At 65.5% G+C, this 18,183-nt stretch carries 19 protein-coding genes; 10 read left to right on the top strand and 9 right to left on the bottom strand.

Translation table 11 applies throughout. The features are described 5' to 3' along the window. Positions 1-33: 33 nt before the first annotated feature. The 3 genes from J2751_RS03435 to J2751_RS03445 all read right to left on the bottom strand — a co-directional run bounded on the left by J2751_RS03435 (position 34) and on the right by J2751_RS03445 (position 1,680). The gene (locus J2751_RS03435) at positions 34-645 is read right to left on the bottom strand and encodes an adenylate kinase (RefSeq protein ID WP_209483166.1); all 612 of its coding nucleotides are present in this window, start codon (positions 643-645) and stop codon (positions 34-36) included. A 127-nt stretch (positions 646-772) separates the two neighbouring features. Next, positions 773-1,315 carry a GNAT family N-acetyltransferase gene (locus J2751_RS03440; protein WP_209483168.1) on the bottom strand — a complete coding sequence of 181 codons (543 nt, stop codon included), beginning with the start codon at positions 1,313-1,315 and terminating at the stop codon, positions 773-775. Then, on the bottom strand, positions 1,312-1,680 hold the full coding sequence (locus tag J2751_RS03445; protein WP_209483170.1) for a universal stress protein: 369 nt from the start codon (positions 1,678-1,680) through the stop codon (positions 1,312-1,314). The genes J2751_RS03440 and J2751_RS03445 overlap by 4 nt, the downstream gene beginning before the upstream one ends. A gap of 83 nt (positions 1,681-1,763) precedes the next feature. Between J2751_RS03445 and J2751_RS03450 the strand changes: the two genes are divergently transcribed. Then, the gene (locus J2751_RS03450; RefSeq protein WP_209483173.1) at positions 1,764-2,438 is read left to right on the top strand and encodes a DUF5806 family protein; all 675 of its coding nucleotides are present in this window, start codon (positions 1,764-1,766) and stop codon (positions 2,436-2,438) included. A 2-nt stretch (positions 2,439-2,440) separates the two neighbouring features. Then, positions 2,441-4,048, top strand: coding sequence for a sensor histidine kinase (locus tag J2751_RS03455; protein ID WP_209483175.1), 1,608 nt, complete (start codon positions 2,441-2,443; stop codon positions 4,046-4,048). A 15-nt stretch (positions 4,049-4,063) separates the two neighbouring features. Here J2751_RS03455 and J2751_RS03460 read toward each other — a convergent pair whose 3' ends face one another. Together J2751_RS03460 and J2751_RS03465 are read right to left on the bottom strand one after the other, a co-directional pair. Next, positions 4,064-4,954, bottom strand: coding sequence for a hypothetical protein (locus J2751_RS03460; protein WP_209483177.1), 891 nt, complete (start codon positions 4,952-4,954; stop codon positions 4,064-4,066). A gap of 115 nt (positions 4,955-5,069) precedes the next feature. Beyond that, complete coding sequence (locus tag J2751_RS03465; RefSeq protein ID WP_209483179.1) at positions 5,070-6,821, bottom strand: aldehyde ferredoxin oxidoreductase family protein; 1,752 nt, start codon at positions 6,819-6,821, stop codon at positions 5,070-5,072. A gap of 229 nt (positions 6,822-7,050) precedes the next feature. On the opposite strand from J2751_RS03465, the gene J2751_RS03470 reads away from it, so the two are divergent. Next, entirely contained in the window at positions 7,051-8,256 is a 1,206-nt protein-coding gene (locus tag J2751_RS03470) for a multicopper oxidase domain-containing protein (RefSeq protein WP_209483181.1), read from the top strand. Positions 8,257-8,293: 37 nt separating this feature from the next. On the opposite strand, the gene J2751_RS03475 is transcribed toward J2751_RS03470, so the two are convergent. Further along, entirely contained in the window at positions 8,294-8,851 is a 558-nt protein-coding gene (locus J2751_RS03475; RefSeq protein WP_209483182.1) for a metallophosphoesterase, read from the bottom strand. 93 nt (positions 8,852-8,944) lie between these two features. Here J2751_RS03475 and J2751_RS03480 point away from each other — a divergent pair, with 93 nt between their 5' ends. From J2751_RS03480 to aglG, 6 genes are all read left to right on the top strand, one after another. After that, positions 8,945-9,913 (top strand): rhomboid family intramembrane serine protease, encoded by a 969-nt coding sequence (locus tag J2751_RS03480; RefSeq protein ID WP_209483183.1) that lies wholly within the window; start codon positions 8,945-8,947, stop codon positions 9,911-9,913. After that, the gene (locus tag J2751_RS03485) at positions 9,914-10,825 is read left to right on the top strand and encodes an endonuclease V (RefSeq protein ID WP_209483184.1); all 912 of its coding nucleotides are present in this window, start codon (positions 9,914-9,916) and stop codon (positions 10,823-10,825) included. Between the two features lie 61 nt (positions 10,826-10,886). After that, complete coding sequence (locus J2751_RS03490) at positions 10,887-11,903, top strand: aldo/keto reductase (RefSeq protein ID WP_209483185.1); 1,017 nt, start codon at positions 10,887-10,889, stop codon at positions 11,901-11,903. A gap of 151 nt (positions 11,904-12,054) precedes the next feature. Beyond that, positions 12,055-12,327, top strand: coding sequence for a DUF7385 family protein (locus J2751_RS03495; RefSeq protein ID WP_209483187.1), 273 nt, complete (start codon positions 12,055-12,057; stop codon positions 12,325-12,327). After that, positions 12,324-12,656 carry a hypothetical protein gene (locus J2751_RS03500; RefSeq protein ID WP_209483188.1) on the top strand — a complete coding sequence of 111 codons (333 nt, stop codon included), beginning with the start codon at positions 12,324-12,326 and terminating at the stop codon, positions 12,654-12,656. Before J2751_RS03495 ends, J2751_RS03500 begins: the two co-directional genes overlap by 4 nt. Positions 12,657-12,810: 154 nt before the next feature. Beyond that, positions 12,811-13,818 carry a glucosyl-dolichyl phosphate glucuronosyltransferase gene (aglG, locus tag J2751_RS03505; protein WP_209483191.1) on the top strand — a complete coding sequence of 336 codons (1,008 nt, stop codon included), beginning with the start codon at positions 12,811-12,813 and terminating at the stop codon, positions 13,816-13,818. A 3-nt stretch (positions 13,819-13,821) separates the two neighbouring features. On the opposite strand, the gene J2751_RS03510 is transcribed toward aglG, so the two are convergent. Genes J2751_RS03510 through J2751_RS03520 form a run of 3 tightly spaced genes read right to left on the bottom strand, consistent with a single transcriptional unit; the run spans position 13,822 to position 16,870 of the window. Then, positions 13,822-14,571, bottom strand: coding sequence for an IS1096 element passenger TnpR family protein (locus J2751_RS03510; protein WP_209483193.1), 750 nt, complete (start codon positions 14,569-14,571; stop codon positions 13,822-13,824). 56 nt (positions 14,572-14,627) lie between these two features. Then, the gene (locus tag J2751_RS03515; protein WP_209483195.1) at positions 14,628-16,088 is read right to left on the bottom strand and encodes a flippase; all 1,461 of its coding nucleotides are present in this window, start codon (positions 16,086-16,088) and stop codon (positions 14,628-14,630) included. 41 nt (positions 16,089-16,129) lie between these two features. After that, positions 16,130-16,870, bottom strand: a complete 741-nt coding sequence (locus tag J2751_RS03520) for a hypothetical protein (RefSeq protein WP_209483197.1) — start codon at positions 16,868-16,870, stop codon at positions 16,130-16,132. Positions 16,871-17,431: 561 nt separating this feature from the next. On the opposite strand from J2751_RS03520, the gene J2751_RS03525 reads away from it, so the two are divergent. Continuing rightward, positions 17,432-18,183 (top strand): IS66 family transposase (locus J2751_RS03525; protein ID WP_209483199.1); only part of this gene is annotated, 752 nt, incomplete at its 3' end.

The raw sequence follows: 18,183 nt of genomic DNA on the forward strand, positions 1-18,183 counted from the left end.
CGACCCGCTCGATCCTGTGACCCGATGACTGCCTTATGGCTCGATGACGTCGCGGATCCGGTCGAAGACCTCTTCGGGGGTCGCCTCGCCGTCGATCTCGACGAGGTCGCCCTCCTGCCGGAAATGCTCGATGACGGGTTCGGTGTTCTCCCGGTATACCTCCAGCCGATCGCGGACCGTGTCCTCCTGGTCGTCCTCGCGCTGGACGAGTCGCTCCCGGATCGTCTCGTCGTCGGGCCAGTCGAAGTCGACGTGATAGATCTCGCCCGTCTCGGGATCCATCCGTCGACCGGTTAGTCGATCGACGAGCACCTCGTCGTCCACGTCGAGGAAGACGACCGCATCGAGGTCGGTGATATCGGAGAGGTACTCGGCCTGATCGAGGTTCCGCGGGTAGCCGTCGAGAACGAACCCGTCGGCGTCCGATAGCGCGGTCTTCACGATCTCGTTGACGACCGGATCCGGGACGAGTTCGCCCGCCTCCATGAACGAGCGGGGCGTCCCGAACTCGGTCTCCATGTCCTTGTTCGCGCGGAGCGCGTCGCCGGTCGTGACGTGATCGATCCCGTACTCCTCGGCGAGTTTCTTGCTCTGGGTTCCCTTACCTGCGCCCGGCGCGCCCAACAGCAGGATCCGATGACTCATGTTCGAGCGCTCGCCGCCCGCACGTAAAGCCTTGAAGATCGCCGCCAACGACTGCCGGTTGGCACGGGCTCGTTCGATCGGGACCCGAGCCGGCTATCCTTCCCGTCTCGCTCACTCCACATCTCGCTCACTCCGCGTCGTTCAGGCGGAGCGCCATCTCCAACTCGAAGCTCTCCGCGTTCGAGGTCTCGAAGCCGATCTTCTCGTACAATGAGACCGCGGCCCGATTCCACCGTTCGACGGTGAGCCACACCTTTTCGATTCCTGAGGTCTGTCCGTGGCCCAGCAGCGTACGGATGAGATGCGTCCCGATACCGGCGCGTTGGTAGGTCTGGTGGACGAAGATGGCGAGTTCGTACACCGCCGCCTCGTCGGGGACGAGCGTCGCGTGGCCCGCGGCGTCGTCGCCACACCACGCGATTACGTTGAGGCAGTCCTCGGCGAGGATCGCGTCCAACCAGTCGCGGATCCGCGTCTCGCCGCCGGGGGGGATCCCCTGCGCTCGGTCGGCCGGATCGAAGGAGTCGTACATCGTGACGAGCGCCTCGTAGGCTGCCTCCGAGCCGTCGTACGGGCGAACCTCGATCTCCCGATCCTCACGGTCGACGAACGTCACCGGCGGTGCCGGAAAGTCCTCCGTCACCTCGTCCGGATACCGTCGGTCGCTCATCTGACGAGCGTGACCGAGGTTTTGGCGTTCAACAGGACGAACTCGGCTATCGGCCCGATCGTGATCTTTCCCATGGGACTGGTGGTGCCGCCTCCGAGGACGACCTCGTCGAACGCCTCGCGCTCGGCGATCTCGACCAGTCGGCTACCGGGATCACCCTCGACTCGGCGGACCTCGGCGTCGATCCCGGCTTCGGCGATCGCCTCCTCCGCACGCTTGACCATGTCATCGGTATCGGTCGAGGAGTCGGGGTTCTCGACGACCGCGACGGTGAGATCGTCGTCGGCCAGCGCGGCCCGATCGACCGCCCGATCGAGGGCGCGGATCGAGTCGTCGCTTCCGCCGACCCCACAGAGTACCTTCATACGCACCCACTCACGGCCGGGGAAGAAAAGCGTTCGCCGGCGGCACCGACAACCCTTTTGTTCACACGCCGAGTGGTGTCGATATGAACGACTCCTCCGGCTCTCCGGCGGACGTCCCCGACGATGAGGGGGCCGGCAGCGACGCGGACGTGGCGGACGCGAGCGACGCGGACGAGAACGGCGGCGTCGACGAGGCCGGCAAGGCGGACGGAACCGGAGGCGACGATCTCCCGCCGGACGTCCGAAAGTACGAGCGGTTCAAGAAGATGGACGGCGCACGCTACGAGCGCGTTAACGATTTCCTCCGGGACCGAACCTACGTTACGGCCCGGGAGTGGGCCATCGCGCGGCTCTGTGCGGACTTCCGGACGGAGACCGGCGTCGAAATGACGAAGATCGGCGAAAACCTCCCGGAACTCGTTCCCTTCATGACGGACACGTACACTCCGCAGGCGGTCAATCAGGCTCGATACTCCTTCGAGGAGAAGGTGACCAAGTCCGGGGCGACGTTCCTCTACGGCGCGATGTCCGGCTTCTTCACCGCCGAGGACCTCGACGAAATGATGTACGAGGTGACCGAAGTCGCGAAGTTCCTCCTCGAAGTCGAGGGCGTCGACCTCGCGGTCGCCGACGAACTGGAGGCCGAGGACCGGATCAGCGAGGTGATGCGCGAGGTGCGCGCTTCCTCGGCCGATCTCCGTGGCGAGGAGGTCCGCTGTCCGGAGTGTGGCCACGTCCACGAACCGACGGAGGACTGACCGTGCCACCCGATCACGATGCCGGGATCCTCGATGCCATCTCGGATGCGGCATTGGTCGTCGACGAAGACGGAACGATCGAGTCCGGGAACGGGCACGTCGAGGCGGTGTTCGGCCGGCCGAGCGAGGCTCTGGTCGGACGGGACGTCGCGGACGTGCTGGTCGACTCCGGGGATCCCGACGAGTTCTCGTGGGACCGGTACTTTCGGGACCCGACTGCAGTGTCGATCGCGGACGGGCCGGACCTGTACGCCCGTCATGCCAGTCACCGCGAGGGAGCCGATACCGATGCGGACGACGATATCGATGAGAGCGACGATGCCGACGCGGACGCGACGATCCCCGTTCGGATCGGGTTAACGCCGGTCGATCTCGACGGGGAGACGCGGGTGGTCACGACCGTCGTGGACTTCAGCCGCGAACGTGCCCGAAACGTCGAGCTCCACCGTCGGACCGAGACGCTCACGGCGCTCCACGGCGCGACACAGGAACTGCTGAAAACGACCGACAGGGAGGCTGCCGCAAAGGCAGCCGTCGAGTACATCGACGGCGTGCTCGGTCTCTCGATCGCCGCCATCTGGCTTCACGACGAGGAGACGGACACCCTCGAACCGGCGGCGTGGACGGACGCGTCCGACGACCTGATCGGAGAACACCCGACGTATACCGCCGGCGAGAACAGCCTCTCGTGGGAGGCGTTCGAGACGGGCGAACCCAGATACGTCCCGAACGTACACGACGATCCCGACCGTCACAATCCCGACACGCCGATCCGAAGCGAGCTGATCGTCCCGCTCGGTCGGTACGGGGTGTTGAACGTCGGGTCGGCGGAGCCCGACGCGCTCGACGCGCCCGACCGGACGGTCGCGAGGCTATGGGGGGCGAGCGTCACGATGGTGTTCGTCCGGATAGAGCGGGAACGACAGCTCCGCGCCCGCGAGGCGGACGTCACTCGCGAGCGCGACCGGCTCGAGGAGTTCGCGAGCCTCGTCTCTCACGACCTCCGGACCCCGCTCAACGTCGCGGCGGGGCACGTCGAGATCGCTCGCGAGACGACCGACGGTGCGGACGACGAGCTCGCGACGGTCGCCAGCGCGCTCGACCGCATGGAGGCGATCATCGCGGATCTGTTGACGCTCGCTCGTCAGGGGAACGTCGTCGACGAAGCGGAGCCGGTTCGGCTCGCGACGCTGGTCGAGGAGGTGCGAACGACCGTCGGCATGGATCCGGACCGTATCGTCGTCGCGGACGACGTGATCGTCTCGGCCGACCGAAGTCGACTCGCGCAGCTGTTCGAGAACCTGCTCGGAAACGCGGTCCGGCACGCCGGCGACGACGTGGTCGTCACGGTCGGTTCCCTCCCGGACGGCGACGGGTTCTACGTCGCGGACGACGGCCCGGGCATCGACCCGGATCGACGCGAGGAGGTGTTCGAGGCGGGCGTAACCACCGACGACGACGGGACCGGGTTCGGCCTGAAGATCGTCGCGGAGATCGCGGACGCACACGGCTGGAACGTCGATATCGTCGAGAGCGACGACGGGGGGGCGTGTTTCCGGTTCCACGATAGCGAGGTGATCGACGCTGATCGCGGACGTTCGGGGGGGTAGATCGGAGTCGAACGCCTAGGACAAATCGGAGTCGAACGCCGCGAGCGGCCGCGTTGACAGTCCCTCGGAGCTCGATAGCACGTCGACGTTCGGCTCCCGATCGACCCCCGGGAGATCGACGTCGATCCGCCCCTCGCCGGTCAGACCGTCCTCCGAGACGCGCGTGATGACGCGGTACGTCCCTGGTACCGCCGTGATCCCCCGCAACTCGATCGCCCGCCGTGCGTTGACCGTCCGGGTTGCGTCCAGTATGGTCGCCCCGTCAACGAGTGGTGATACCGCTTCCGACGATTCGTGACGAATCACCTCGACGTCCATCTCGCGTGGGCGGTCGAGAACGTTACAGAGGCGGACGCCGAGCGGCGTACTGGTGGTTTCGTCGTTTCCGTCTTCCGCGTTCGCGTCGTTGCCGTCCTCGGACCCCCCCTCGGCCTCGTTTTCCGGGACTGCGTCGTCCGCGCTTTCCGGGACTGCGCTCGTTTCGACACGTTCGCGCTCGACGGAGAGCCGGATCGTCTCCTCGTCGGTGACGCGATAGGGGACGGGAGGGGAACGGATCTCGTCGGCAGAGTGGCCTCCGTCCTCCTCACGATGGACCGTCCCGACGTGTCGTGCGGTGACGTGATAGCCGCCGTCGGTCTCATGGTCGAACGTCGCCGTCGTCGTCAGGTCGACGGCCGTCGCCCCGGCGTCGGCGTAGACGTTGTGCGTACGCGCCGCCTCGAACTCGGCCACGTACCCGACGACGGATGACTCGGTGAGCGACTCCGGCCGGTCCGGCCGTTCACGCTCGGCAAGCGACGGGTTCACGATGCCGATCCGCTCGACGCAGCCACCGCTCCCGGCGAGCGTGACGGCCCCGCTGATCGCCCCGACGGCCCTCACGAGAACCCCACGTCTGTCCATGCTCGGGTGCTGTACCGGGGCCCGCAAAAGGACACGGGTGACACAAAGAGCCGTTTTCGTCACCGGCGCGAACCTCCTCGTCAGCCGTTCTCAATGGAGGCGGAGGCACGGCCCGTCAGTCGTCCGCGACCCCGGCCACTGCGCCGTCGTCGTATCCCGGGACCGTCCCGTCGTCGTTCCAACCGCGGATCTCGTAGTAGGTCGACAGCGCCTCGTCGAACCCGTCGATGTCGTAGGGGAGCTCGTCGTCGCCGCGGTCGAAGCCGCGGGCGTTGTTGAACGCGCGCTCCAACTGGACGATCCGGCCGCCGAGCTCAAGTAGGTCCTCGTAGTCTCCGTCGAGCAGGGCGGCGAGCCGGTCGTCGGTGACGACCCCTCGCGAGAACTTGCAGATCACCGCGGAGTCGAGCACGGCGTTCCGGTTCTCCTTGGCCACGAGTTTAGGTGGTTTCCCCGCCAGCCCGGTCGGATCGAGGGCCTCGTCCTTGCCGACGAGCGGGTACTCGTACGGGTAGAACTCGCCGTACATGTGGTCGGCACCGCGGTTCGAGGTCGCGAATCCGAGCCCCTGTCCGTTCAACGTTCGACCGTCGTGTCCCGGGAACGGCATCCCCTTGACCGTCCAGTCGTCCACGTCGAACGCCTCGTGGGCGCGGTGGACGCCCTCGGCAAGCACGTCCCCGACGCCCTCACGATGGGCGATCCGTTCGACGAGCGAGTGGACCAGCTCCGCGTTGCCGAACTCGCCCTCGGATTCGAGGTACATCGAGACGACGTCGCCACAGGAGATGGTGTCCATCCCGAGTTCGTCACACAGCTCGTTCGAGCGCATGACGTCGACGACGTCGTCGACGCCGGCGTTGCTACCGAACGCCATCACCGTCTCGAACTCCGGGCCCTCCGTCTCGATCCCCCGCACCTCGTCGCGCGTCGGAAGCTTACAGGCGAACGCACACTGCGAACAGGTCCCCTTCTTGTACTTCTTCTCCTCGACGCGGTCCCCGGATATCCCTGCCGCACCCTCGAAGGACGTCTCCGAGAAGTAGTACGAGGGAAGCGCGTCCACCTCGTTGGCGAGCTCGGTGACGCTCGCGGTCCCCTGCCGCTTCATGATCGAGTCGGAGGTCGCGGCCTCCCGGTGGACGTCTCCCGCGTCGTCGGGCCACTCGATATCGATGTCGGCGTCGGCGTCGCCGGACGCCGTCCGGCTGCCCGTGGCGCTTTGCGCCACGCCGTCACCCTCGAATGTGATCGCCTTCAGGTCCTTCGCGCCGAACACCGCGCCGAGGCCGCCGCGGCCGAACGCCCGCGTGTCCGAGGTCATGACGGACGCGAACCGGACCTCGTTCTCACCGGCCGGACCGATACAGGCGACGTGTTCCGCCTCCAGTCCGTGCGTGTCGGCGAACCGGTCGGAGACGGCGGGGACCTCGGCGTCCGCGAGGTCCGGGACCGCCTCAAACTCCACGGTCGGCGTTCCGTCGGCGTCGGCCTCCCGCACGTGGACGGCGAGGAGTTCGTCGCTCTCGCCGACGATCTCGACCGCACCGTAGCCCGCGCCCACGAAGTTCCGCGAGAGGAACCCGCCCGCATTCGATGAACAGAGCCCGTTCGTTAGCGGCGAGACTGTCGTGGCCGCCATCCGCCCGGTGTAGGAAGTCGTCGAGTACTGCATCGGACCGGTCGAGAGGAACAGCCGGTTCTCCGGGCCGAGCGGGTCGACGTCGGCCGGGATCCGGTCGTACGCGAGCCGGGTGTTGAGCCCTCGACCGCCGACGAACTCGGCGAGACGGTCGTCGATCGGCTCCGTCGTGGCCGTCCGTTCTGTCAGGTCGATCGTGAGGAGCGGCCCCTGCGCGTGTCTCATGGGGAACGCTTCGTCGGCAGAGCGATAAAGCTCCGGGTCAGTGACCCACGACTGGCGTCGTGGGCGTCCGTCCCATACGTCTGTGAGAAACGGTGGCGACCTCCGTGAGGAACGGTGACGGTGAAGTTGGCATTTGGATAGGATAAACACTACGCCTCGAACCCGCGTTCTTACGTGGAGAGCATCCTGAACCCTTTTTAACCGCACTGGGCTCGCATCTCGGACCGTAATGAGCAACGAGAACGGGTCCAATCGACGTACTGTATCCAGACGGCGCTTTCTCTCGGCGGCGGCAGCGGTCGGAGCCGCTGGACTGGCGGGATGTACCGGACCGCAGGTGAGCGGCCGGGACGGAGGCGACGCGAACGCGAACGCGGGCGGCGGCGAGGAGACGGTCGTCGAGCAGGTTTCGGACTGGTCGGCCGGCGATTCGACGGCCGTCGAGACGGACTATTCGTACACCGCGCCGCCGCAGACGATCGATCTCGACGAGACCGACGGGGCGGTAACGCTCTCGACCGAACCGTGTCGTCACCAGCTCCTCGGCAACGACGCTCGCGGTGGACCGTGGGAGCTCCCCGAGGTGTGGGGATGGAAGACCACCGACACGGAGCCGAGCGTCCCCGGCCCGATACTCCGCGTCACGGAAGGGACCGAGATGGAGATCACCTACGATAACTCCGAGCACAACCGTCCCCACACGTTCCACGTCCACGCGCTAGAAAAAAGCTGGATGGACGACGGCGCGCCGACGACGACGGGGAGACAGGTTGCGCCGGGTGAGTCGGAGACCTACGAGATCACCGCGAACGTCCCCGGGACGCATCTCTACCACTGCCACTTCCAGACGCAGAACCACCTCGATCTGGGGATGTACGGGATCCTCCGCGTCGACCCCGTCGACTACGAGCCGCCGGACAAGGAGTTCTTCATGACGGTGAAAGACTGGGACACCCGGCTGTCGGCGTCGACCGCCGGCGGCGACGTCGACTTCTCCCACCGCGACCGCAACCCCGACGCGTTCACGGTGAACGGCAGGTGTGCCCCCTACAGTCTCCATCCCGAAGAGGGCTCACCGATGATAGTCGAGCAGGGTGACCGCGTCCGCGTCCACGTCACGAACAACGGCTATCAGTCCCACTCGATGCACACTCACAACCACCGGTTCGAGGTCGTCGAGAAGGACGGCGGCACGATTCCGGAGGCGACCCGACACAAGGAGGATGTCGTTCCGCTGTCGCCCGCAGAACGGAAGACGCTTGAGTTCACCGCTGACGCCGACCCGGGCATCTACGCGATGCACTGTCACAAGGTGAACCACGTGATGAACGGTGACACGTATCCCGGCGGCATGCTCACCGGGATCGTGTACGAGGATGCGCTCGACACCGAGCAGTTCGCCGATCTGATGGAGATGGCCGGGCACGAGGGGTAGTCGGGCAGGACTCGCAGACGAACCGCCCGCGTTCCTTTTATAAACCCAACTGGTGGTGTTCGACCGCCCCAACGCCGGAAACGGTCGTGTCGAGCGTCGCGGCGTGGAACGCGTCGTCCGCGCCCTCGACCGGGATCAGCATCCCGCCCGGATTCACGCGGACGGTGCCGTCACGCTCCTCGACCCCGTGTGCGTGGGTGTGGCCGTGGAACACGTAGTCGTAGTCGCCGCAGTCGACGAGCGCGTCGACGACGACGGAACTCGTGCCGTGGGTGACCGCGATCTCGACCGCGTCCCCCTCGCTCCCACCTTGGACCCGCGCGTCCGTCTCGAACGAGAGCGTTCCCGCCTCGCCGAGATACTCGCCGAACGACTCGACGGTCGACTCGACGGCCCACTCGCCGTCGTTGTTGCCGCGGACGGCGTAGAAGTCGGGCGCGTCGTCGCCGCCGACGTCGAACGGGGTCACTGAAAAGGGTGCGACGAAGTCGCCACAGTGGACGATAGCGTCGACGCCGGCCGATTCGAACAGGTCGATTGCCGCCTCGACGGCGGCGAGGTCGTCGTGAGTGTCGGAGACGATCCCGATGAGCATCGCTACTCGGTTGAGGAAGGCGAAGCGTATAGAGTGTTGGCACCGTCATCCGAGAGCCAAACCGCTTTACGAGCGCCCCCGTAACTCCGGGTAATGGCGACGTGCGACGAGTGTGGGGAGTACGAGAACCTCCCGTACCAGTGTAAGCGGTGCGGAAAGACCTTTTGTGGGGAGCATCGGCTGCCGGAGAACCACGACTGTCCCGGACTCTCCGAGTGGGACGATCCCGAGGCCGTCTTCGACAGCGGCTTCGACGACAGCGTTGAGGGCGGGAACCGCGCTGCCGATACCGATGGGATCGCGGGGCGCGTGAAGCGCCGCGCGAGTCGGGCGACGAGCACCGGCGGGATAGTCGGGTACTTCCGCGGAAACGCGACGTACGTTCTGCTCGCGGCTATGTGGCTCACGATGGTCGGGCAGTGGGTTGCGCTCGCCGTCGGCGGCGGGGAGCTTCACAACCAACTGTTCGTCCTCGAGTCGAACGCACTGTGGCAGGTCTGGACGTGGGTGACGGCGGTGTTCGCGCACGATCCTGTTGGACTGTTCCACATCATCGCGAACAGCATCGTGCTGTTCTTTTTTGGCCCGCTCGTCGAGCGCGCGGTCGGATCCAAGAAGTTTCTCGGCTTCTTCCTCGTTGCCGGCGTGGTTGCGGGAATCGGCCATGCGCTGGTGGGGGTGCTCACGGGTGCGCCGGTGGCGGTGCTCGGGGCCAGCGGCGCGACGTTCGCGATCCTCGGCGTGCTCACTATCTGGCGGCCGAACCTCGAGATCCTGCTGTTCTTCATCATCCCGATGAAGCTCAAATACCTCACGTGGGGAACGGCGGCGATCTCCGTTGCGTTCGTGGTCGACCCGAGCCTCGCCGCCGCCGTGGGACTCGGCGGCATCGCCCACCTCGCACACCTGCTCGGCTTCGTCGTCGGCCTCGCCTTCGGTCGACGAAACGAGAGCCTCGCGAACTCCGCGCGCGGCCGCGGTGGGATGCGATCGGGTGGCGGGATCCGTGGTCCCAGCGGTCCGGGTGGCCCCGGCGGTCCCGGCGGCCCGGGTCGGCGGTAGATGGCCCGGACGCCGCGACCCGAGTTTCGGCCCGATCCGTCGCTCTCCCACGAGTCGATGACGGAACTCCAGCGCGAGATAGCAGCCAGTGCGGCGTTTACTGACCAGTTCGGGTTCGAGCCCGCCGACATCGCGATTGACGACGCGTTCGACCTGACGACGGGGCTGCCGGAGGCAACGCCGGAGTCGGACGGGTCGAATCCGGACGCGCCGGTCGTCGTCGGGATCGATCAGGCGTTTCTCACGGGAGAGACGAAAAACGAGGCCGGGGACGACGGAGCGGGAGACGACGGAGCGGGAGACGACGGAGCGGGAGACGACGGGACCACCGATCACGACCGCGCCGTCTCCGCAGCCGTGGCGATCCGCGACGGGGCGGTGATCGAGTACGCTCACGCGGTCACGCCGCTCTCGATCCCGTATGTCCCGGGACTGCTGGCCTTTCGGGAGGGCGCGCCGATGCTGGACGCGCTCGACGCGCTTTCCGTGGAACCAGACCTCCTCGTCTGTGATGGCTCCGGTCGGATCCACTTCCGGGAGGCCGGGATCGCGACGCATATCGGCGTGATTCGGGATCTGCCGAGCCTCGGCGTCGCAAAGCGGCTCCTCTGTGGCGAGCCCGTGGAGTCGGTCGACGAGCGCCCAGCAGACTGGCAAACCCCGATACGCGCCGACAACAGGGTTGAGACGGCGGAGCCGGGGACGGTCATCGGCCACGCGTATCAGTCCCGGCAGTACCCGAACAGCCGACGGGTGAACCCCCTGTACGTGAGTCCCGGGCATCGCGTGTCGGCGGAAACCACCGTTGACCTCGTCGCCGCAACCTGTGCCGGCTACAAGCTCCCCGAGCCGACACGGCTCGCGGACGCCCACGCCGACCGAGTGAAACGCCGGCTACCCGGCGAGGACTGATCCACCGGCGAGATCCCCACCGACGGCTACGCTTTTATTTACGGGTGGAGTCGAACCGGATATGGACTATCGACAGCTCGGCTCCACGGGCACGCGGGTGTCTGAACTCTGCTTCGGCACGTGGCGCTTCGGCCGGCGGACGGGCGGCGTCCTCGAAACCGACGAGGCGGACGCCCACGAACTGCTCGACGCGTTCGCGGACCGCGGCGGCAACTTCATCGACACCGCGAACGTCTACGGCGATCCGAACGGCACCAGCGAGGAGTACATCGGGAACTGGCTCGCCGAGCGCGATCGCGAGCAGTACGTGATCGCCTCGAAGGTGTACTTCGGCTTCGACGACTCGAACCCGAACGGCTCGGGGCTCTCGCGAACCCACATTCGGAACCAGATCGAGGGGACGCTCGACCGACTCGACACGGACTACCTCGATCTGTACTACATCCATCGCTGGGACGAGAACACCCCGATCGAGGAGACGCTCGCGACGCTCGACGCCCTCGTCGAGGAGGGCAAGGTGAACTACCTCGGCGCGTCGACGATGGCCTCGTGGCAGCTCACGAAGGCGCTCTGGCAGTCCGACGTGAACGACTACGCGCGCTTCGAGGTGACACAGCCGCTGTTCCACGCCGGCTACTACGAGGACGTCGAGGAGTACCTCTCCGTCGTCGCCGACCAAGACCTCGCGGTCTGCCCGTACTCGCCGCTCGCGGGCGGCTTTCTCACCGGGAAGTACACCCGCGCCGACCCCGACGACCCGAAGTCCGTGGAGGCACCGGACGGCTCCCGCGGCAGCTTCGACGAGCGCTTCGAGCGGTTCTACCTCTCTGAGCGCGGCTGGAAGGTGCTCGACGAGGTCCGCGCAGTCGCAGACGAACTCGACGCCACGCCCGCACAGGTCGCGTTGCGCTGGCTGATGGACCAGCAGGAGTTCACCTGCGTGCCCATCGTCGGCGCGCGGACGGTCGACCAGCTCGACGAGAACCTCGGGGCGGCCGACGTCTCGATGACGCGGGGCCAACACGACCGGATCACCGACGCCCGGTACGACGAGGACGGGCGGCGCTGGGGCCACTGACCGACGCGGGACCGTCGGTGAGCCGGCGACCGCTCCGCTACCGCTTCCGAACCGGCGACCGCTCCGCTGCCGCTTCCGAACCGGCGATCGTTTCCCGACCGCCGCCGAACCGGCGGGTCGTTTTTATACCGCCGACCTCGAAATCGAATGTATGGGAGAACACGACACGGAGGGGCCGATGTCGGACGAGGAGTTGCGATCGCTGACCGACGGACTGGTTCGACAGGGCTCGGGCGGCGGGACGACCGTGTACAAGAACGCGGCCGGCGTCGGCTGTCCGAACCCCGACTGTGATCTCGGCGTGTTCCAGACGCTGTTCGTCAGCGACCACGGCTGGCAACAGATCGGCGCGACCAGAGACGGGATCGAACTCTGTTTGGCCACGACCGACGAGAAGCGCCTCGTGTTCATCCATGACGAATGACTGAGAAGGAGAGCGGCGACGACATCGCTGACGGCCCGCCGGGCGGGGACGACTTCGACCCGATCGCCTCGCTTCACGACCACCTCGTCGCCACCGAGGAGCGTCCGGTCGAGCGTGAGGCGGGCTGGCGGCTCGGGGAGGCACAGGCGCTTGCCGGCCAGATCGCGGCAGGAGACCTCGACGACGACGTGATCCGGGAGCGGGCGGGCGAGATCGGCGAGTTGCTCTCGGCGATCGACGGGACGGGCGACCGCGAGGCCGACGACCACGTCGCGGCCGCACGGGAACTCGCCTCGCGGATCGCGAACCGATCCCCGGCCGAGGAGTGAGCCGAACGACGCCGTAATCGACGGCGTCAGCGTCGTGGCGGGAGCAGCGCTCCCGGATCGATGGATCGTGTCACCGGGCCAAGCCGGCGGTCACGAGAGCGACGACCCTCCCCGAAACACAATCCTTATTCGCCGTTTCGGTCAACTCCCGATCATGAACGTCTCCGTCGTCGTCTGTACGTACACGATGGAGCGCTACGACGTGTTTACTGCGGCCGTCGAGAGCGCACTCGCGCAGACACACGACCCGATCGAGGTCGTGTTAGTGATCGACGGCAACCCACGGGTGTATGAACGCGCAGTCGACGACTTCGGGGGACACGAGAACGTCGTGATCCACGACAACGACGAGAACCGCGGCATCTCGTTCAGCCGGACGAAGGGTGCGGAGCTGGCCTCCGGCGAGATCGTCGCGTTCATCGACGACGACGGGGTCGCCGAGGAGGACTGGATCGCGACCCACGTCGAGACGTACGCGGAGACGGACGCCGTGGCGGTCGCGGGGTACGTCGCGCCCGACTGGACGACCGAGAAGCCCGACTTCTTCCCCGAGGAGTTCTACTGGCTCGTCGGCTGTACGGAACTGGGGTTCGCGGAGGACGGTGAGGAGATCCGCAACGGTTACGGCTCGAACGTCTCGTACAAGCGGGAGGTCTTTCTCGATGTCGGCGGCTACGACGTGAATACGGGTCGGAAAGGCGACCGACACATCCAAGCGCACGAAGCTCCCGTCGGCATTCGGATCCGCGAGGAGTACGGGAAGGGCGTGACCTACGTCGAGGACGCCGTGGTCCACCACACGCTCTTTGAGTATCGTGGCGAGTTCCGGTGGCTCCTGTTTCGGTCGTTCTGGCAGGGCTTCTCGAAGCGCGTAATGGAGCTACTGTATCCCGGAGCGCAGGGAAACGAGAGCGCCTTTTTGAAGGACCTGTTCACGAGGGCCCTACCGTCTCGGGCGAGGAGGGCAGTGTTCGGGCCGTCGCTGAGTCAGGCGAAGCAGTTCGTGGCGATCCTGGTGTTCACGGGAGCTGTCGGGCTCGGGTATCTGTACGGGCTTGCGCGGCGTGACGTGTTGCGTGAGGAGGTCGAGGAGGGCGCAGACACCGGGGGGGATTCGAACGTCGGAGAGAGCACGGACGCCGAGGCGTCGACGGACGACTGAGCGTTATCCGGTGTACCCACAGACACCGACTCGCGGCGAGTTAACGTATGGAAGATACGAGGGACGGGAACAGTCGTCCTCGTGGGTGCTCGCACACGCCTCACACAGCCACGCGTCGGGACCGCGCTCCCACAGGCACGTCTCGCAGACCTTCGTCGCCGGGGCGCCACAGGATCCGCAGTCGATCTCGGGCGGCCGGTTGCGGGCGAGCAAGACGATCTCGTCGTCAGCCTCTCCGACGCTGCTCGTTCCGGCGTCGGTCGTCTTCTCGTCGTCCACTGCGACTGAGTCGGCTACCCGGTCCGCGAGCGTCTCGACGGCCCAGCCGTCGGCATCGACGACGCGGATCTCGAGTGCCGTCGTCGAGCCGAAGTCGTACTCGTAGTCGAACTCCCCGTCGGCCGATCCGGCGACCGACCCGATCGAGACGTCCATCGAGCGCCGGGTCGTTCCCGACCCGATCGGGGGATCGTCGTCCGAGTACGGCCTCTCGTACCACGTGTCGCCGACCGTGAACGCGCTCATGTGGCCGCAACACTCGAGCCAGAACCGGCGGAGGAACGAGTCCAGCGTCGCAAGCGTCGCGTCCGCTTCGACCGCGAGGTGGAGCCAGTAGTCGGTTCGTCTCGCGCCGGCGACCCGGAGATGGAGCGTCGATTCACCCGGTGACTCGGGCAGACAGGCCCGAAGATGGCGGGACATCCCGTGTTTGGTGTACGCCTCCCCACAGTGGAAACAGTCGCCCCGGATCATATCGGCAGGTGTTCACAGCGGGATAAAACCCTTTTCGCGTATGCGGATCGCGCGTGCTACCGGTCGCCGTGGTCCCTGAGGTACGGGATCTCGAACGGGAGGTTGTTCGCGACGGTGGTACGGAACTCCGTCGAGATACCGAAGAGGATCGCGAAGTAGACGACGGCGCCGAGCCCGACGAGTCCGACGACGAAGACCGCGTTGTAGTCGGCTATCCACGCCCAGTTCGCCTCGCCGAGGTAGCGTGCGGCGTAGACCACCCCACCCATGAGGAGTGCAGCCACCCACTGTCGGGCGATCTCGCCGGTGGGGATCGTGAACGAGACGTGTTGTCGTGTGTAGTAGAACCCGAACAGGAGACCGACCCCAGCGGAGGTCGCGGTCGCAATCGCCGCGCCGACCCACCCGATCGAGTAGACCAAAACGAGGTTCAAAACGAGGTTGGAGCCGATAAACGCCGCGTTCGCCCGGAACGCGAGGTCGGGACGGTCGATCCCGTTGAGCGTGTTGAGAAGCTGTTTGGCGTACGAATACGCGAGCACGCCCACGAGAAGGATCGGGAGGACCCGTGCGCCGACCGCAAATCCGTCGCCGTAGATACGTAGCAGTCGGTCGCCGAGAATCGTACCGCCGACGATCCCTGGGATCAGAAAGAGTCCGGCGTACGAGAGCGCGTCGTTGGTGAGCATCCGGATCATGTCGTCGTCGTCGTCCGCAGCGCGTTTACTGAGTTCGGGGAACAGGGTGTTCCGGATCGCGTTACTGAATATGTCGAGGAACTCCGAGAGGGCGTAGGCGACGGCGTAGATCCCGGTCAGCCCCGAGGGGACGAACAGACCGAGAACGAGTATGTCCATGTCGCTGAACGTCTTCTTTTGTATACTGCCGAGCCACGAGAACTTCGCGAACTCGAAGAGGCTAGCGACGTGTCGCCATCGCGGAACGACGAACGCAGGTTTCACGAACCAGAGGCCGACCGCGGCGATCAGTGCGGCACCGATAGCGTGACCGAGCAGCATTCCGGAGAGCTCCCAGCCGACGTAGACGAGCCCGACCATGACGACGCTCTGTATGCCCTGCTTCGCCGTACTGAGCGGTGCGTACACGTGGACGCGGTGGCTCCCCTTGAGCGCGGAGTTAACGAGACCACTGAGGATCGAGACGACGAGCAACAACACGACGAACTCGGCGACGGGTTGGCCGACGTAGGCGTTCACCTGACCTCGAAAGACGAGGACGCCGAGGGCAACGACCAGTGTGAGCGCGGTCTTGACTGCGGTCCCGGCCGCGAGGAACGCGTCCGGCTCCTCCTCCTCGCTCATCCGCTTGACGATCGCCTGCCCGAAGCCGACGCTTTTGACGATCCCCAGCCACGAGACGAGCGCGAGGGTAACGGCATAGAAGCCGTATATCTCCTCGCCGAGCGTCCGAGTGAAGTAGATGGTCGCAAAGAAGCCGAGGATCGACCCGCCGAACTTCGAGACGAGATAGACGACGGATGTTTGCCCGAGGCGCATTCCTATGTCCTCATATCTCCGATATCCGTCTTAAATCGTCATCACTCGTCACTGCCATCGGTTTCAGCGGTAGGGATTAGGTCGGGATGCGTCCGAGACGACGTGGAGTCCTCCCCGCCAGCGATCTCCTCCTCGCGAACCAGCTGCCAGTCGCGATGCCGGCTGAACACTAACACGGGGATCGTCTCCACGTCGGATACTTTCACGATCGACAGACGGTGTTTTCCCAACATGTTCCAGAGCATTCTCCCGTCCCTTCCGATATCAACCGTGACCTCGTTGGTCAGTGGCGTGAGCGTCGCATTGACTCCCGACCATGCGGCCTCGGGATCCGTCTTGAGTAGCTCTCGTTGGCTCCGATAGCCGTCGGTGGCGATCCGGTCGTGAAGCCGCTCGATCCTCGCGCACTCGCGCTCGAACCGTTCCGGAGCGTCGTATTCCGCCCATAGGGCCGTTTCTTTCCATTCCAACCCGTCCTCGAAACGCTGCTTGATCGCCGTCGGAACGGGTTGGTCTTGGAAGCGCTCCTGCGTCTCGTCCCACTCCCCGTCGACGACCCAGCCGCGTCGTTTCTCGTCATGGAGGCCGGAAACTCGTGTTATCCGGTCCGGGTCGACGTATAACACCGCGTACGGATCCGCGTCCGTGTACTTCTCCGGCAGTATCCTTCGGAGTACCCTCGTCGTCCACCGAACCCACGTGATGACGACGGCTACAACGAGCCGATTGAGCCGTGGTGGGAGATCTGCCACCCGCTCTTGAAACCGAACTCGCCAGCTCACGTATCGAACGACCAGTAGAGCCGTTCGATCAACGCCCTCGTTCGACACGGTATCAACGCCGCGTCGAAACAGATCGATGAAACGCCTCAGCGATCCGGAGACCATCCTGTCGTACCGTTGATTCCAGTACCGGTCGTATAGCGTTTCGCATCGCGGCCGACTTCCGGGTCGTTTAATTGAACGGACTGCGACAACGGAATCGATGTGGGCTCCCCGTGACTTCTCCTACCGAAAGTTCGCTCGAAAGTACGAACAGGACGGGGCCGGAGACGTGCTCCGTTCCTCGGCCGAGTTCGCGACGCGAAAGCTCCTCGCACCGCCGGTCCTTCACCGTCTCATTGACTCGGGTCACGTACGAACGATCGATCGTGACGAGCTACTCGCGCTTTCGGATCGGTGTACGTGTTTAGCCCGGGCTGATTTCGTCACTGTCTCGTAGATAGAGACACGCGGGGGACACATGGTCCGTCAGCAGGAATCGGGAATGCCTTCTCAGGGATGGTCTCCGAGCAGCGGAGACCATCCCGTTGGCCCTGCTGTCGCCGTTCCGAGGTGGGATCGATGAGCTGGGACGATCTCACCAAGGATGAACTTCTCTCGCGGTTTCTCCAGATGGAGGAGCGAATCAACGAGTTGGAAGAAAAGCTCAACCAGAAAAATGAGCGGATCGAGGAACAGAACGAACGAATAGAGCAGCAGCAAGAGCGGATCGAAGAACTCGAAACACGCCTCCGAAAGTACGAAAATCCACACACTCCACCCAGCAAGCGACGGTCGGGGACCGACGAGTCCCCGACCTCGCAGGATGACGAAGATGACGATGTCCGAACTGACGGCGGCACTCCCGGTCGGAAGGACGGTCACGATCCGGAGTGGCGTTCTACAGCTGATCCCGACGAAGAAATCGAAGTCACCTGTGACTGTTGTCCTGAGTGTGGCGACCACTTCGACGAGTCGGTGGGCGTCAGCCCCCGACTCGTCGAGGAGATCCCTGATCCGCAGCCCCCAGAAATCACCCGGTACAACCGCCACTACTACCAGTGCGATTCCTGTGGAACAGAGACAGTTGCGGCTCACCCCGACTGCCCCGATGAGGGGCAGTTCGGGGTGAACGTCATCGCTCAATCAGCTCTGTCACGGTACGATCACCGCCTTCCCTACCGGAAGATCGCTGACCGCTTCGAGCAGCTGCATGGACTCAAACTCTCGGGTGCATCTGCGTGGCACGCGACCGAGCGCGCTGCGCGCGCCGGTCGCTGTGAGTACGAGCAGATCCGTCAAGAGATCCGAGATGCCGACGTGGTTCATATCGA

The organism is Halorubrum alkaliphilum, assembly GCF_017873815.1.
GTDB classification, from domain to species: domain Archaea; phylum Halobacteriota; class Halobacteria; order Halobacteriales; family Haloferacaceae; genus Halorubrum; species Halorubrum alkaliphilum.